This is a genomic window from Alphaproteobacteria bacterium, assembly GCA_030739735.1.
GTDB lineage: Bacteria > Pseudomonadota > Alphaproteobacteria > UBA7887 > UBA7887 > UBA7887.
Genome location: JASLYQ010000013.1, coordinates 1 through 15,945, shown reverse-complemented (window position 1 = coordinate 15,945; position 15,945 = coordinate 1). Strand labels below are relative to the sequence as shown.

The window sequence follows — 15,945 nt, the reverse complement described above, 5'->3', positions numbered from 1 at the left end:
AGACGGGCCGCGTGAGGGCCTTTATCGCGATCGGGATATTGCGATCTATATCAGCACTATCGCATTGTTTAGATTACCGGGGTCTGCAGGCGACGCAAGCTTGCGGAAGATTGCCTTGGTTGGATATTGCGTGATGCCCTGGGAAATGCAGCGTTGAAGGCAGTTCTTTATGGTGTGGCAGCCGTCTCTGTGCTCGTGCTTGCGGCATTGCTTGCAGGGCCGAGCTTTGTCGATTGGAATCGCTTCAAGCCGCAGATCGTAGGCCAGCTGGAAGCGGCCACCGGCTGGCAGGTCGAAGTGGACGGCAACATCGATTTTGCCATGTTGCCGGCGCCGACCTTTTCCGCGGCACAAGTGCGTATCAGCGACGGTGAAGGCGTGTCTGATGCGGCTATGGCGCAAATCGAATCGCTGGACGTCCATATCGGCATGGTGGCCCTGCTAACCGGCAAGCTGCGTGTGGATAGTGTCACCCTTGTAGAGCCCGAGATAAATTTGGAGCGCCGGGCCGACGGCAGCCTCAATTGGCGCCTGCAAAGCAGTCTTGACGACAGTTTCGGTTCCGGCGTGCTCCCGGGTATTGGCTCAGGCCTGCTGAGCGGCGATATCAATATGAGCCTGGAGATGGTGGCCGTCGAGCGGGGTTTATTGATTTGGCGCAACCTGGCGGCGAGTTGGGAAGAGCGAATCGAGAACGTCAACATGGTGCTGGCCGCGGAATCGTTATCGGGTCCGTTTCGTGGGCGCGGCACAGTATCCCTGCGCGGGGTAGCGACGGAGATCGACCTGTCGGTAGGCCAGGTGGCGGCTAAGAAACGTGTCGCCATACACCTGAAGGCGCTGACGCAGGAGACGGCTATCGAGTTCTCCGGCGGTGGCCTTCTGGATGTCCCGAATCCGAGCGTTAACGGCAAGATGACCATCAACGCTGCCGGGCCTAATGCCGTCGTTGACCTTGTTGCCGAATTGAGCGGCGTATCCATCACCATGCCTATGCTTGGCGACCAAAGCGTCGAGATTGTTAGCAAGGTTAATATTACGAATAATGATATCTCGGCTACTGAAATAAACTTACGCATGGGTGACATGATTGCTAAGGGTGAGGCGAAAGGAAGCTTCGTGAAGCCGACACACCTGGAAGCCAGTCTGACTGCTAGTCGCCTGGATTTGGATGCCTTTCTTGCCGCACCCGGCGTTGCGGAAGATCTCGATAGTGTGGCGGTGAGTGTGCCGTTGGTAGGCATCGATACCGGAAAGCTTCAACTTGCTGTTGATGCCATTATCTATCGTGAGCAAATAGTTCGTCAGGCTGTTCTTGAGGCGACGTTAGCCGATGGGGTAGTTGGTGTGCAACGTTTATCCTCTCTTTTGCCCGGCGGCTCGGACGTCCGTATCACTGGTAATATTGCCTTGGTCGGCGAGCGGCCGCACTTGGTGGGCCAACTAGAAGCGGCGTCGGATAATCTGCGTTCGATGCTGAGCTGGCTGGGCGTGGACCTCTCCAGCGTCCCGGCAGACCGGTTACGAACTTTTAACGTCAGCGCCACAGTCGATGGCGATATAATCGGCGGTCAGGTCACTGGTATTGATGTGCATCTAGACGCTGCAAATCTTCAAGGTGGCATTGCCTACGCCAATCGGGCACGACCCGCATTTGGTGTCAATCTCAGCATAGACCGGCTCAACCTTGACGCCTACACTATGCGTCAAGACACCGAGCTGGCGTCGTCCGGGCCCCGGCCACCGCCGGAGCAGGACACTGCGGCCGAAGATGGGCAAAATGGGCAGGCTTTGTTGGCAGTTTTGGCCGACTTCGATGCCGATTTCGTTCTTCAGGCGGACAATCTGATATGGCGCGGTTTACCGGTCAGCGGTCTGCGGCTTGATGGTCTTCTTCAGTCTGGCAGCCTCACATTTCGGGACACGGGTGTTGGTGATCTGGCCGGGGCTAATGCCAAGATGACGGGCAATATTGCAGATATGGATTCGGAGCCCATTGTTGATCTTGGCGTGCAGTTTGACACTGCGGATCTGTCGGCGATGACACGCGTGATCCCGCGGCTTGCAGATTTACCCCCTGCCTTTGGCCGTGCCCTTACCGTTATTGTGCGAATGGCCGGCGGGCTCGATGCCTTGGTTATCGATGGCACTGTGGAGATCTTGGAAAGCCACATCGATATAGACGGCACGCTGTCGGAGGTGATGACCGAGCCATCATTCGGAGGTGAGGTAACCCTTAGCAACGACAATTTTTCTGGCCTGCTCGAGGCACTTGGCCTGATGGCGGGTGATGCACCGCAGATTTTTGTGGCGCCGGTCGTAGTGGAGGCCACATTAGACGGTACGATGTCGGATTTTGAGATGGAGGTGAAGACGTCCCTGTCGGAGGCCGATGCGCGGGTTTCTGGGCGTTTTCAAGAAGTCGCGGATACGCCGCGCCTCAATCTTGACGGCGAATTCTCCCACCCCAATCTGGCGCGCCTTTTGCGCTCCGCAGATCTTCTCGACAATGGAGCGCCGGATGCGTTGGCAGCGCCAGTAACCATGAGTGGCTCGGCCGAAGGGTCGTTGGACGGCTTAGAGATTTCTACAAAACTGGGTGTGGCCGGCGGTGATATTGCTGCGAATGGGCGCTTGGAAGGCCTGCCTGGCTCTGTCAGTGTCTCCCTTGTTACCGAGCTAAATCATCCCGATCTGGCCGGACTGATCGGCGGCTTCGGCTTGGTCGTACCGGCCAGAAAAATGAACGGTCCACTCACGGTTGGTGCCCGGGTCAATGGCGATGCGAAGGAGATTACGGCTCTCAATTTGAGCGCCAACCTCGGTGGCTCATCGGTGTTGGGAAGCCTCTCATTGGCCCTTGAGGGTGTGCGTCCGAAGTTGGGAATCGACCTCACCACGGGCCCCATCGGTGCGGACGCTGTTCTGGCATTGCTGGTACCGGCAAACGGTGGCGACACGGTGCCGGGCGGATGGTCGCGCGAACTCCTTGATCTCAGCGCCCTCAAAAGCTTCGACGCGTCGGTTAAGTTGTCTTCGGACACTCTGGAAATTGGCAGTTTGGATATCGATGGAGCCGAGATCGCTTTGGCTCTCGACAACGGAACACTTGATATCGCGCGCCTAGTAGGCGAATTGATGGGCGGTACCCTAGACCTCAGCGGACAACTGGTTTCGGAGCCCGTGCCGCGAATTCGGCTCGCGGTTGAGCTCGACGAGTTTGAGATGCGTGAGGCCCTGAGCAGCCTTGTCGGCATAGAGGCAGTCGATGGACGTGCTACCTTCGACGGAACTTTTAGCACTAGCGGTGTCAGCCAGCAGCAAATGATTTTAGCCCTGACGGGCAAGGGTCGCTTCCGCGAAGTCGGTGCTGGTGTCGTAGATGTGCTCGACCTAGCGGCCCTGTCGGCCGGTCTTGACGATACGGCCTCGGTGGCGGCATTCGTCGCGTCAGCTGCGAGTGCTACCAGTGCCGGCAGTAGTCGCTATCGCTCCCTCTCGGGAAGCTTCACGGTCGCCGATGGCGAGATGCGTAGTGACGATGTGCGACTGGTCGGCGAACGAGCGACCGGCGATTTGGTCGTCGCGTTCGACCTTGCCAGTTGGCTCATCGATGCCAAACTATGGCTCCGCTTCGACGATCACCGCGATATCCCGCCACTCGGTCTGTGGTTCACTGGCCCGCCTGAAAACACCACCAAGCAGCTACGTACTGACGCGATTGAGCAGTTTTTACTGGAGCGTGGTGTGAGTCCGGACGGGCCCAGGCCTGAACCAGAGCCAGAGCCTGAACTCGAGTCAGAGTCAGAACTCGAGCCAGAGCCAGAGCCAGAACTCGAGCCAGAGCCAGAACTCGAGCCAGAGCCAGAGCCAGAACTCGAGCCAGAACCGGATTCCGACGCGGAGTTTGAGTCCCTAATAATCGAGCAACTCTTACTGGAGCGTGACGTGAGTTCGGACGGCCCTGGACCTGGATCGGAGCCAGAGGCGAGGCCGGATTTTCAGCCGGAACCGGAGCCAGAATCCGAGCTAAAGCCAGATCCTGACGCGGAGTTTGATTCCCTAATAATTGAGCAACTCTTACTGGAGCGTGACGTGATCTCGGACAGCCCCGAGCCTAAATCGGAGTCAGAGGCGGAGCCGGATTTCCAGTCGGAGCCAGATCCCGACGCAGAGTTTAAATCCGTGATAGACGACCTGCTTGGTGGGCGGTGACCGTGGCCTCAGCGCGCCTGGTCGCGTAGGCGTTTGAGCACCCACAGGCGCACCGCTCCCGACAGACCACCATCCCGTTCGTGATCAATGGCGGCCAGGCCGTCGGCGAGCCGCGTGCCGTCTTTCTTACAAAAATCGACAAAAGCATCCCAGAATTCGGGCTCCAGTGACAGGCTAGTGGGATGACTGTCGATGACGACGGATATCTTACGCGGTCGGCTCATCCGACTCACCCCCGTCAGGTGGGTGTGAAGGCAGAAAAAAAGTCGTTACCCTTGTCGTCGACAACGACAACAGCTGGGAAATTCTCGACCTCGATGCGCCAAATCGCCTCCATGCCGAGCTCGGGATATTCTATGCATTCGACCTGCTTGATGCAGTCCTGGGCGAGCCGCGCGCCGTGGCCGCCGATCGAGCCAAGGTAGAAGCCGCCATGCTTGGCACAGGCATCAGTGACGGTTTGCGAGCGATTGCCTTTCGCCAGCATCACCATCGAGCCGCCGTGGCTTTGGAAGAGATCAACATAGGCATCCATGCGTCCCGCGGTGGTCGGGCCAAACGAGCCTGTGACATAGCCCTCGGGTGTTTTGGCCGGACCCGCGTAATAGATGCAGTGATCCTTAAAATAGCTAGGCAAGCCCTCGCCGACTTCGAGACGCGCGCGTAGGCGCGAATGAGCCGCATCGCGGGCAACTATCATGGGGCCGCTGAGCTTGACGAGGGTCTTGATGGATTGCTGGGATAGGGCTTGGCGAATCTCGTCCATCGGCCGTGTCAGGTCGATGGCCACGGCATCGCCTGCGATATCGGCCGGGGGTATGTCCGGCATATAGCGCGCAGGATCGGGCTCAAGTTGTTCCAAGAACAGCCCATTCGTGGTGATTTTGGCGAGTGCTTGGCGATCGGCGGCGCAGGAAACACCGATGCCGATGGGTATGCTGGCTCCGTGTCGCGGCAGGCGGATGGCGCGCACGTCGTGGCAGAAATACTTGCCGCCGAATTGAGCACCGATGCCAAAATTACGCGTCAGCGCAAGGATTTCTTCCTCAAGGTCGGTGTCGCGAATCGCATGGCCAGTCCCGCTCGTTGAGGTGGTGGGCAGGCTGTCCAAATAGCGGCACGAGGCTAGCTTCACGGCTTTCAAGGTGAGTTCGGCCGAAGTGCCGCCAATTGCTACAGACAGGTGGTAGGGCGGGCAGGCAGCCGTGCCGAGGGTGCGTAAGGTTTCGTCGAAGAAAGCCAGGAGGCGCTTGCGCGTGAGCACCGCCGGGGTTTGTTGAAAGAGAAAAGTCTTATTGGCCGAACCACCGCCCTTAGCGACGAAAAGGAACTTGTAGGCATCGCCCGGCACTGTGTGGAGGTCGAGTTGCGCCGGCAGATTGTTGCGCGTATTCACCTCTTCCAGCCCGGCCAGAGGCGCGAGCTGGCTGTAGCGCAGGTTGGTCTCGGCATAGGCGCGCCAGACACCGCGGCTCAGTGCTTCTTCGTCGTTCGTGTCGGTCCAGACGCGTTCGCCCTTCTTCGCCAATATGATGGCGGTGCCCGTATCCTGACACATCGGCAGCACGCGGCCGGCGGCGATGTTGGCATTCTTCAATAGCTCATAGGCGACGAACTTGTCGTTGGCCGAAGCTTCTGGGTCGTCAAAGATGCTCGCCAGCTGCTTGAGATGGCCGGGTCTAAGCAGATGTGCGATGTCCTTGAAGGCCTCGAAGGCAAGCAGGGTAAGGCCTTCGGGATCGACCTTGAGAATACTCTTGCCAGCGAGTTCCGCCCGCGTCACGTAATCACCGGTAACCTTGCGGTAGGGCGTTTCGTCGGGTCCCAGCGGAAACATTTCCTGGAACGTGAACGCGGTCATATCTGGCATCCCTTCAGGCTGGAGAGTTGGGTGCCAATATAGTGCCCGTCAGTTTTTTCGGAAGGTCTCCAAGGTCACGACGTTATCGTCGTCGTCTGCGTTCGCAGCCTTTTCGGGTATCTCGTCTTCTGCCGAGGTGTCAGCTTTGCCCGTCGCAAATTGCAGTCCGAAATTGACGTGCGGATCGGCGAAGGCGGTTAGCGCCGCGAAGGGAACGGTTAGGCGGCGCGACTGGTCGGCGAAACTCAGCTCAACCGAAAAACCGGTCTGCGTTACCGTAAGATCCCAGAACTGGTGCTGCAGGATGATGGTCATCTCCTGCGGAAAGCGCTGGCATAGATCGTCGGGGATTTCGACGCCCGCGGCATGGGTAAGGAAGGTTATGTAGAAATGGTGCTCGCCGGGCAGGCCTTTCATAGCCACCGTCTCCAGCGCTTCGCGGGCGACGCCACGCAGCGCAGTATCGACCATCTCTTGGTATTCCAGCGTGTTTTCCACTATTGCCATGCCTTTGTAGTGGAGCGCTTCTGTTGCCAGGTGCGCTCCGAACCCCGCCCAGACGTGCGACCGCCTGGGGCCTAGAGTGAGACTGCTAGCCGCTTACGCAGCGAGCGCTGTCTCCGCGTAGTTGTCATTGGCAACTATGCTTTTGGCCCGATAACGGCGGTACCATGCCGAGCGAAGACCCTATCTTTACCACGCATGTCGAACCTGTTTCGCCCCCGCACACCGCAGCCAAGACCGCTGGAGATTGGTGGAGGCGCCGGGCACTGCCCCCGGGTCCATGACGCTTATTTCATAGCGCGTTTATCGCCATAGTCGGCAGAGCCGACGCCTTGTATATAAGGCGTCAGGTGGGAATTCGGAAGACCCGTTGCGGGTAGGGGGAGCCGATGGGCGACGGCAATGAGGTGCTAAGCGAGGCGCAGGCGGCAGAAGTAGCGGCCCAACGTGGGCAAAGCTTGCAAACACTGCGGGCTACGGTGCCGGCCCTGGAGGCACTGTTATACGAGGCGCTACCGGTGCTTGACCACGGCTTCGTGCGTGTTATTGACTATATGGGCGACGACAGCGCGGTGGTGCAGGCGGCGCGGGTGTCATACGGCACGGGCACGCGCAAGGTGCGCGAGGACACAGGCCTGATTCGCTATCTCCTACGCCACCGCCACACCACGCCCTTCGAGATGTGCGAGATCAAGTTCCATGTGAAGCTGCCGATCTTCGTCGCGCGGCAATGGATTCGCCACCGTACCGCCAACGTCAACGAATACTCTGCGCGCTATTCGATCCTCGATAACGAGTTCTATCTGCCGGCACCGGAGCATCTGGCGGCACAATCGACTGCGAATCGGCAAGGGCGCGGAAAAGTGTTGGAGGGCGCGGAGGCTGCGCGCGTGCTCGATGTGCTGCGCGACGATGCCGAGCGCGCTCACGCACACTATGTCGAGATGCTCAACGAGGATGACGACGGGGAGGGTATCGACGATTCACGCACGGGCCTCGCGCGCGAGTTGGCACGGATGAACCTCAGCCTTGGCTTTTATACCCAATGGTATTGGAAGACCGATTTGCACAATCTGCTGCATTTTCTGTCTCTGCGCGCCGACAACCACGCGCAATATGAGATACGTGCCTATGCCGACGTAATGCTGGAGAAAGTGCTAAAAGCCTGGGTTCCTGCTACTTACGCTGCTTTTATGGATTACGCTTATGGTGCTGTGTCGTTATCCGCGCCCGCGCTTGTCGTGGTCAAGCGTCTGCTTGCTGGCGAGGCCGTCGAACAGGCCGATAGCGGCCTCAGTCCGCGCGAATGGCGCGAGCTGGAGGCGGTGCTGAAGGGCTAGTCGATAACGATCCTCGGCGGTGGCTTCTGCGCTCCGCCAGAAAGCATCGCGCTGATGTGCTCCGCAATCTCGTGGAAAGTGCGGGCATGCGGGCTATCAGCATGTGAGACGACGATAGGTCTGCCGTTGTCAGATGTCTCGCGTATCTCAATATCCAGCGGTACTTCGCCGAGGAAAGTGACATCTAACTTAGCGGCCGTATCCCGCGCACCGCCGTGACCGAAGATTTCGGCCCGGTGGCCACAGTCGGGGCAGATGTAATAACTCATATTCTCGACGATGCCGAGCACGGGTACGTCGACTCGGCGAAACATGTTGAGGCCTTTGCGAGCGTCGAGCAAGGCAATGTCCTGTGGTGTCGAGACGATAATCGCGCCGGCGAGCGGTACCCGCTGGGCCAGCGTGAGCTGGGCATCGCCCGTGCCGGGCGGCATATCGACCACCAACACATCGAGCTCGCCCCAGGCGACATCGCGCAGCATTTGTTCAAGCGCGCCCTGCACCATAGGCCCCCGCCAGATCATCGGTGTGTCTTCTTCGATCAGGAGCCCCATGGACATGCAGGCCACGCCATAGGCGCGCATGGGCTCGAGTATTTTCCCGTCGGTAGTTTCGGGTCGCCCGCCCAATCCCACCATGCGTGGCAGCGAAGGGCCGTAAATGTCGGCATCGAGAATACCCACCCGGCTGCCATTGGCGGCCAATGCCAGCGCCAAGTTGACCGCGATCGTCGACTTTCCGACGCCGCCCTTGCCGCTCGCCACGGCGATGATTGCGCCAATACCGGGAATGCCGCTGGCTTCAGACGTCGGCGTGGCTTGAGGCGCCTCGACCTCGGCAGTCAGCACGGCCGTAACAGAGACCACCCCCGGCAGGGCATGGACAGTTTGCTCGCAGGTCTTGCGTAAGCCTTCCATGACCTCATGATCGGCCGGGTCGATCTCGATCGAGAAACCGACATTGCCGTCCTTGACTACCAGGCCCAATATCATGCCGAGTGAAATCGGGTCGCTATCGCGCCCCGGCACCGCTATGCCGGCCAACGCCTCCCGAATCTCGACCTCACTTATCGCCACCATGCTTGAAAAACCCCATGCTCCGCTAATATGCTGCGCCATGCCTCGTGGCCAAGCGCGCGCCAGATATAAGGCCTGCCGCGCGGGCCGGCAAATCGTGGTCCGGAAATGGGGCGAAACGAGTTTATCGAAGGGACAGGTTGAACATGCCTTGGACTAATCAGGGCGGCGGCAATGGCGGCCCATGGGGACCGCGTGGCGGCGGCAACGGCAAGGGTAGTGATGGCGGCGGTCAAGGTGGTGGTGGCTCGCCACAGGGGCCGGATCTTGAGGATCTTCTGCGCCGCGGCCAGGACCGCATGCGCACCGTGTTGCCGGGAGGTTTTGGCGGCAAGGGCTTGATGCTCGCGATCATCGCGGCTCTCGTGCTGTGGGGCTTTAGCGGCGTTTACACGGTTGAGCCCGAGGAACAGGCGCTGGTGCTGCGCTTTGGCGAATATCACCGCACTACTGATCCCGGCTTGCACTTGCACCTTCCCTATCCGGTGGAATCGGTGCTCAAGGTGCCCGTGCTGACGGTTCGCCGCGTCGAGGTCGGTGACCGGGGCGAACAGCGTCTCGAGCAGGAAAGCCTGATGCTGACCGGCGACGAGAATATCATCGACATCAGCTTTATCGTGCAATGGCAGGTTAAAGATGCGGAAGCCTTTGCGTTCAATGTCCGCAATCCGAATGAGACGGTGAAACTGGTTGGCGAAAGCGTCATGCGCGAGGTGATCGGCGATTCCGTTATCGCCTCTGCCCTCGCCGAAGGTCGTCAGGAAGTTGCCGCCAAGGCTGCCAATCTGTTGCAGGTTGTTCTCGATGAGTACGGGTCCGGTATCATGGTGACCGAGCTGCTGTTGCAGCGCGCTGATCCCCCGTCTGCCGTCATCGACGATTATCGCGATGTACAGCGCGCGCGCGCCGATCAGGAGCGTGCCATCAACGAGGCCAACGCATATCATAACCGCGTCATTCCGGAGGCTCGTGGGCGTGCCGCCCAGGTGCGCAACGAGGCTCAAGCGTACAAGGAACAAGTGGTGGCGCACGCTGAAGGTTCAGCACAGCGCTTCATCAAGGTTTTCGAGCAGTATGACCTGGCCAAGGACGTCACGCGCAAGCGCATCTATCTCGAGACGCTGGAGGAGGTCTTCGCAGATATGAACAAGGTGATCATTGACAGCGATGGCGGTAACAGTGGCGTCGTGCCCTACTTGCCCTTGCCGGAGATTCAGCGTCGGGCGCAAACAGGCGCTGGCGGGGAGACAGTTCGATGAGCGGTTTTGTGAAAGCCCTGTTGGGCGTTATCGCCATCGTTCTGCTGATCGGCGTATCGGGATCTCTGTTCACTGTGGAGCAACGCCAGCAGGCCTTGGTCTTACAATTTGGTGAGCCCATGCGGGTCATCAAGGAGCCCGGCCTTTTCGTGAAGTGGCCGATGATCCAGGAGGCGATTATCCTCGACAACCGTCTGCTCGACTACGATGCTCCGGCGGAGGAAGTCATTGCCTCGGACCAAAAGCGCCTAGTGGTCGACGCCTTCGCCCGCTTCAAGATAGAGAACCCCCTCAAGTTCTACCAGACGGTGCGCACCGAGAACGTGCTGCGTCCGCGGCTGGGTGCCATCATCAACTCCAACCTGCGTAAAGTGCTCGGTACCGTGCCCTTGCAGGACGTCATCTCGGAAGATCGCGAAATGTTGATGCGGCTCATCGCCGACAGCGTGCGCGAGGAGGCGATGGCTTTCGGCATTCGCGTCTACGACGTGCGCATCAAGCACGCCGATCTGCCGCAGGCCAACTCGGAAGCCGTCTTCCGTCGCATGCAGACCGAGCGTCAGCAGGAAGCGGCGGAGCTGCGCGCAAAAGGTGCCGAGGAAGCTCAGCGCATCCGTGCGGAAGCCGACCGCAAGCGTGTCGTGATCGTAGCCGAGGCCGAGCGCGAGGGGCAGATTCTGCGCGGTGAAGGCGAAGGCGATTCCAACCGCATCTTTTCCGAAGCCTTCAACCGGGATCCGGATTTCTTCGCCTTCTACCGCTCCATGCAGGCCTATCAGAAGGCGCTCGGCAGCGGCGATACCACCATGGTGTTGTCGCCGGATAGCGAGTTTTTTCGCTATTTTGGCGAGACCACGCCGAACGCACCAAGGGAACCGCGCTGATCGGCGATCTGTGGACGGCATTGGCTTTGGTTCTGGTCATCGAAGGGGCGGCTTGGGCGTTGTTTCCGGACCAGATGCGGAATATGGCTCTGAAGGCACAGGAGATGACCTCTTCGACGCTGCGAATCGGCGGGTTGATCGCCGCTTGTCTGGGTGTCGCGGTGGTGTGGGCGATACGTGGCTGATCGGGCCACGGCCCCTTATCTTGAAACGGTGGTGGTGAGCCTCTACCTTGAAGACGTTCGCGTGTTGCGCTGACGCTGTTGGGCCGCGCGCTCCCGTATTGGAGGATCGACCTTTGAATCCACGCCGTGTCGCTGTCGCCGCTATAGGGCTGCTGGTTGTCTTTCTGCCCGCTGGCTTTTCCGCTCAGGCGGCTGGTGGGCCGGAGGATTTCGCTGATCTTTCTGATAGGCTGGTGCCTGCAGTGGTCAATATCTCGACGACGCAGGAGGGGGAGAACTTTCAGGGGAACCCTCCGCAGGTACCGCAATTTCCGCCGGGATCGCCGTTCGAGGAATTCTTCCGCGACTTCTTCGATCGCCAAGGCGAAGCACCGGAGGACCGGCCTCGGCCGCGCACGACGTCGCTCGGCTCCGGTTTCGTTATCGATTCCAGCGGTTTCATCGTTACCAACAACCATGTCATCGCCGATGCTGCTGAGATCACTGTGACCTTTGCCGACGAGACGTCGTTGAGGGCGGAGCTGGTCGGACACGATCCTAAGACTGACGTGGCGGTGCTCAAGGTCGAGCCGGAATCGCCTTTGAATGCGGTGGAATGGGGTGATTCGGATGGTGCCAGGGTAGGCCATTGGGTGGTTGCTATCGGCAATCCGTTCGGCCTTGGGAACACCGTCACCGCAGGCATCATCTCGGCCCGGGCGCGAGATATCAACGCCGGCCCCTTCGATGACTTCCTGCAGACCGACGCCTCGATCAACCGGGGCAACTCCGGCGGCCCGCTGTTCAACATGGAAGGGCACGTGATCGGCATCAATACCGCTATCTATTCCCCCTCTGGCGGCAGCGTCGGCATCGGTTTTGCGGTGCCTTCGAACCTAGCGCGCCACGTGGTGTATCAGCTGCGAGAATATGGTGAGACGCGGCGCGGTTGGCTCGGAGTTCGCATCCAGACCGTTACCGACGATCTGGCTGAAAGCCTCGGGCTCGACCGTTCCCGCGGGGCCTTGGTGGCGAGCATCTCGGCTGACAGTCCGGCAGCCGCTGCAGGCATTGAGGTTGGCGACGTCATCGTCACTTTTGACGGCAAGTCGGTTGAGACTATGCGGCGCCTGCCGCGGATCGTTGCTGAGACCCAGATCGACAAGCAGGTGACCGTGGAAGTCTGGCGTGACGGTGCGGTCGTCGCCCTGCCGGTGACTGTCGGCCGGCTTGACGAGACCGGCACTCAGGTCGCGTCCGCGGCCGTGCCGGAGTCTGAGGTACCGGTTCTCTCGGAGGTGCCGGCGCTGGGTCTGACGCTGTCCGCACTGACCGATGAGCTGCGCACCGAGTTCCAGATCCAGGAAGACGTCAACGGCGTCATGGTGGTCGCCGTCGATGCTAGCGGTGTTGCGGCCGAGAAGGGCGTGCAGCCCGGCGACATCATCGTCGAGGTCGGACAGGAAGAGGTCAGCACGCCGGCCGATGTTGAGGCCAAGGTTGAGGAGCATCGCCAGCACGACAAGAGGACGGTGCTGTTGCTGCTCGACCGCCAAGGCGATCTGCAGTTCATCGCCTTGCGCTTGCTGGACAGTTAATCGCTACGGGCCGGCGACGATGTCATCGGCCCGATAACCCTGCATATAGAGAAGCGCCGTGAGATCAGCGTGGTCTATGCGTGCCGATGCCGCTTCGGCAATGGCGAGTTTAGCGCGATAGGCTACACCGAGGCCTGCGGCCGCCAGCATGTCGAGGTCGTTGGCGCCATCACCGACCGCGAGCACGGCAGCATTGGTGATATCGCGCCCGGCCGCAATCTCGCGCAGGGCCCTGCGTTTGCCGTCCCGATTAATGATCGGCTCGACCACCTCTCCCGTTAGGCGTCCGTCAACGATCTCGACTTGATTGCCCTGGTGGGCATCGAATCCTGCCAGCGCCGCCACGTACTCGGTAAAGAGCGTGAAGCCGCCTGACACCAAGACCGTGTGGGCGCCGTGCGCCCGCATAGTCGCGAGCAGAGCGAGGGCGCCGGGATTGAGAGTGATGATCTCGTCGCGGACCTGCTGCAATAGGCTATCGGGCTGGTTTGCGAAGAGCGCCACCCGGCGGCGTAGGGAATCGGCGAAGTCGAGTTCGCCGCGCATGGCTGCTGCGGTGATCGCCGAGACCTCGTCTCCCTGTCCCGTCAGTGCGGCCATGGCGTCGATGGTCTCACCGTTGATGATAGTGGAATCCATATCTGCCACCAAGAGCGCCTTGCGCCGCCCGGCGGCCGGCTGTGCGACCGCATCGATGGGCTGTCCCGCCAGGGCATCGTGCGCCGCGGCCGTGGCGGCGACAGGGGGTATGCTGGTGAAGGGGATTTCCATGGCCTCTTCCGGAGCTAGCGTGAGCGGCGATCCTAGTGTGGCGCCAGCTTCTCTCAGGGCCGTCTTAACGCTCTCTACGGCGGCGGCAGCCAGCTGCGCTTTACCGCGAGCGGCGATCAGTGTGAGGATGCTACTCATGACGACTGGTGTGACAAATGGACCGCAGGACGCTGGGGAAGGTGTCGTGGTGCTTGCCGGGCCAACGGCATCCGGCAAGTCTGCGTTGGCGCTGGCTATTGCAAAAGGCTTGGCTGAGTTTGGCCGTAGTGCGGTCCTTATAAACGCCGACAGCATGCAGGTCTATCGCGAGCTGCGATTGCTTACGGCGCGTCCCGATGCTGCGGACGCGGCGCAGGTGCCACACAGGTTGTACGGAGTGATGTCGGCTGAAACCGCATGCTCCGTGGCGCAATGGCGCGCACTTGCGTTGACGGCAGTGGAAGAGACGCTTGCCGCTTCGCAGGTGCCGATCGTGGTCGGCGGCAGTGGGCTTTACATCCGTGCGTTTCTCAAAGGCCTGTCACCAATGCCTGACATTTCACCAGCGGTGCGAGCCGCCGCTCGAGCGCGCTATGGCGCGCTCGGTGAAGACGCTTTCCGCGCGGCGCTCGCCGAGCGCGATCCGGCCGCTGCGTCGCGCATTGCGGCGGGCGACCAGCAACGTCTGATCCGTGCCTGGGAAGTAGTCGAGGCGAGCGGCCGGCCTTTCGAAGACTGGCGCACGCAGGAAGCGGAGGCGCTGGCATGGCCGGCCTTGAAGTTGCTGCTGCTGCCGGGCCGGGAGGAGCTCTATGCTGCCTGCGATGCTCGCCTCAAGGTCATGTTTGAAGCCGGCGCTTTGGAAGAGGTCGCGGCGTTGATGAGGGTTGGCATGGACCCGAGCGTGCCGGCAATGAAGGCGCTGGGCGTCGAGGCGATCGCAGCACATCTGGTAGGCGAGATCAACCGCGACGAGGCGTTGCGCCGTGCGAAACAGGCGACGCGCCGCTATGCTAAGCGGCAGCTCACTTGGTTCCGCCACCAATATGCTCCCGACATCACCTTACCTCCGGGGCCTGACTTAGAGGTACGGGCCTTGGCCGTAGTAGACAGCTTCCTGTTGACCGCAGACCGCGCGGATACTAGCTTGCGCGCCCTTTGAGGCCGTTGTGGTGCGTAACGGAGGCTAAGATGAAATTGCTTGGAGGCGAGATCGTCATTAAATCCCTGGTGGACCAGGGCGTTGACGTCATTTTCGGCTATCCGGGCGGCGCCGTGCTTCCGATTTATGACGCACTGTTCCAGCAGAACAATCTGCGGCATGTGCTGACCCGCCACGAGCAGGCGGCGGTGCACGCGGCGGAAGGCTATGCGCGCTCGACTGGTAAGGTAGGCGCTGTGCTCGTGACATCCGGCCCGGGCGCGACAAATGCGGTAACCGGTCTTGCCGATGCCATGATGGACTCGATCCCGGTGGTTTGTCTGACCGGTCAGGTACCAACTCATCTGATCGGCAACGACGCCTTCCAGGAAGCCGATACCGTCGGTATCACGCGGGCTTGCACCAAGCACAATTATCTAGTCAAGGATGTCAACGATCTCGCCCGCAGCATAGCAGAAGCGTTTCACGTTGCGCGCTCGGGCCGGCCCGGGCCGGTCGTGGTCGATCTGCCGAAGGATGTGGTCAACGACAGCGCCGACTACAAGCCCATTGGCGAGGTTCGGCATCGCACCTACCGGCCAAAAATGAATGCGCCGCATGAGCGTGTCGCTGAGGCCGTGAAGTTGCTCGCCGAGGCGGAGCGGCCGATCATCTACTCAGGCGGTGGCGTGATAAATTCCGGACCGCGTGCAAGTAAGCTGTTGCGCGAGCTGGCGGCGCTGACCAAATTTCCCGTGACTCAGACGCTGATGGGGCTGGGGGCATTTCCAGCAACAGATCCGCAGTCGCTCGGCATGCTAGGCATGCACGGCACTTACGAGGCCAACCTGGCCATGCATCGCTGTGACGTGATGCTGGTAGTCGGGGCGCGTTTCGATGACCGCGTGACGGGTCGCCTGGCCGACTTCTCACCGGATTCGACAAAAATTCACATCGATATCGATCCTTCGTCGATTAATAAGAACGTCTCCATCGACGTGCCGATTGTTGGCGATGTTGCCAACGTGCTCGACGATATCCTGGCGGGTTTGAAAAAACATAAGTGCCACACTCGTGAGGCTGCTGTCAAAATCTGGTGGCAACAGATTGATAAATGGCGAGATAAGAATTGTCTATCCTATACGCCAAGTAA

At 60.3% G+C, this 15,945-nt stretch carries 13 protein-coding genes and 1 other RNA gene; 8 read left to right on the top strand and 6 right to left on the bottom strand.

The genetic code is table 11. The features are described 5' to 3' along the window. The first annotated feature begins 153 nt into the window (after positions 1-153). Positions 154-4,215 carry an AsmA family protein gene (locus QF629_07890; GenBank protein MDP6013447.1) on the top strand — a complete coding sequence of 1,354 codons (4,062 nt, stop codon included), beginning with the start codon at positions 154-156 and terminating at the stop codon, positions 4,213-4,215. An 8-nt stretch (positions 4,216-4,223) separates the two neighbouring features. On the opposite strand, the gene QF629_07885 is transcribed toward QF629_07890, so the two are convergent. The 4 genes from QF629_07885 to ssrA all read right to left on the bottom strand — a co-directional run bounded on the left by QF629_07885 (position 4,224) and on the right by ssrA (position 6,948). Further along, the gene (locus tag QF629_07885; GenBank protein ID MDP6013446.1) at positions 4,224-4,439 is read right to left on the bottom strand and encodes a ribbon-helix-helix domain-containing protein; all 216 of its coding nucleotides are present in this window, start codon (positions 4,437-4,439) and stop codon (positions 4,224-4,226) included. Between the two features lie 14 nt (positions 4,440-4,453). Continuing rightward, positions 4,454-6,076: a fumarate hydratase gene (locus QF629_07880; GenBank protein MDP6013445.1), complete on the bottom strand. Its 1,623-nt coding sequence runs from the start codon at positions 6,074-6,076 to the stop codon at positions 4,454-4,456. 48 nt (positions 6,077-6,124) lie between these two features. Continuing rightward, complete coding sequence (locus tag QF629_07875; GenBank protein ID MDP6013444.1) at positions 6,125-6,583, bottom strand: ClpXP protease specificity-enhancing factor SspB; 459 nt, start codon at positions 6,581-6,583, stop codon at positions 6,125-6,127. Between the two features lie 8 nt (positions 6,584-6,591). Continuing rightward, positions 6,592-6,948, bottom strand: a transfer-messenger RNA (tmRNA) gene (gene ssrA, locus QF629_07870). A 21-nt stretch (positions 6,949-6,969) separates the two neighbouring features. On the opposite strand from ssrA, the gene thyX reads away from it, so the two are divergent. After that, positions 6,970-7,920, top strand: a complete 951-nt coding sequence (thyX, locus tag QF629_07865; GenBank protein MDP6013443.1) for an FAD-dependent thymidylate synthase — start codon at positions 6,970-6,972, stop codon at positions 7,918-7,920. Here thyX and apbC read toward each other — a convergent pair. Then, positions 7,917-8,999 carry an iron-sulfur cluster carrier protein ApbC gene (gene apbC, locus QF629_07860; GenBank protein ID MDP6013442.1) on the bottom strand — a complete coding sequence of 361 codons (1,083 nt, stop codon included), beginning with the start codon at positions 8,997-8,999 and terminating at the stop codon, positions 7,917-7,919. The two genes, thyX and apbC, sit on opposite strands and share 4 nt — an antisense overlap. Positions 9,000-9,142: 143 nt before the next feature. On the opposite strand from apbC, the gene hflK reads away from it, so the two are divergent. From hflK to QF629_07840, 4 genes are all read left to right on the top strand, one after another. Continuing rightward, positions 9,143-10,255 carry an FtsH protease activity modulator HflK gene (gene hflK / locus QF629_07855; protein ID MDP6013441.1) on the top strand — a complete coding sequence of 371 codons (1,113 nt, stop codon included), beginning with the start codon at positions 9,143-9,145 and terminating at the stop codon, positions 10,253-10,255. After that, on the top strand, positions 10,252-11,139 hold the full coding sequence (locus QF629_07850) for a protease modulator HflC (GenBank protein MDP6013440.1): 888 nt from the start codon (positions 10,252-10,254) through the stop codon (positions 11,137-11,139). The genes hflK and QF629_07850 overlap by 4 nt, the downstream gene beginning before the upstream one ends. A gap of 20 nt (positions 11,140-11,159) precedes the next feature. Further along, a complete protein-coding gene (locus QF629_07845; GenBank protein ID MDP6013439.1) occupies positions 11,160-11,324 on the top strand; it encodes a DUF2065 domain-containing protein in 165 nt (54 codons plus the stop codon). 149 nt (positions 11,325-11,473) lie between these two features. Continuing rightward, entirely contained in the window at positions 11,474-12,901 is a 1,428-nt protein-coding gene (locus tag QF629_07840) for a DegQ family serine endoprotease (protein ID MDP6013438.1), read from the top strand. Positions 12,902-12,904: 3 nt separating this feature from the next. Here QF629_07840 and serB read toward each other — a convergent pair whose 3' ends face one another. Then, positions 12,905-13,810, bottom strand: coding sequence for a phosphoserine phosphatase SerB (serB, locus tag QF629_07835; GenBank protein ID MDP6013437.1), 906 nt, complete (start codon positions 13,808-13,810; stop codon positions 12,905-12,907). Here serB and miaA point away from each other — a divergent pair. Together miaA and QF629_07825 are read left to right on the top strand one after the other, a co-directional pair. Beyond that, on the top strand, positions 13,809-14,813 hold the full coding sequence (gene miaA, locus QF629_07830) for a tRNA (adenosine(37)-N6)-dimethylallyltransferase MiaA (protein ID MDP6013436.1): 1,005 nt from the start codon (positions 13,809-13,811) through the stop codon (positions 14,811-14,813). The two genes, serB and miaA, sit on opposite strands and share 2 nt — an antisense overlap. 29 nt (positions 14,814-14,842) lie before the next feature. Next, on the top strand, positions 14,843-15,945 hold a 1,103-nt coding region (locus QF629_07825; GenBank protein MDP6013435.1), incomplete at its 3' end, for a thiamine pyrophosphate-binding protein.

Coding starts and splice junctions, on each gene's coding strand:
- thyX (MDP6013443.1), top strand. CDS start 6,970: ATGGGCGACGGCAATGAGGTGCTAAGCGAGGCGCAGGCGGCAGAAGTA.
- hflK (MDP6013441.1), top strand. CDS start 9,143: ATGCCTTGGACTAATCAGGGCGGCGGCAATGGCGGCCCATGGGGACCG.
- QF629_07880 (MDP6013445.1), bottom strand. CDS start 6,076: ATGACCGCGTTCACGTTCCAGGAAATGTTTCCGCTGGGACCCGACGAA.
- serB (MDP6013437.1), bottom strand. CDS start 13,810: ATGAGTAGCATCCTCACACTGATCGCCGCTCGCGGTAAAGCGCAGCTG.
- QF629_07885 (MDP6013446.1), bottom strand. CDS start 4,439: ATGAGCCGACCGCGTAAGATATCCGTCGTCATCGACAGTCATCCCACT.
- QF629_07875 (MDP6013444.1), bottom strand. CDS start 6,583: ATGGCAATAGTGGAAAACACGCTGGAATACCAAGAGATGGTCGATACT.
- QF629_07850 (MDP6013440.1), top strand. CDS start 10,252: ATGAGCGGTTTTGTGAAAGCCCTGTTGGGCGTTATCGCCATCGTTCTG.
- miaA (MDP6013436.1), top strand. CDS start 13,809: ATGACGACTGGTGTGACAAATGGACCGCAGGACGCTGGGGAAGGTGTC.
- apbC (MDP6013442.1), bottom strand. CDS start 8,999: ATGGTGGCGATAAGTGAGGTCGAGATTCGGGAGGCGTTGGCCGGCATA.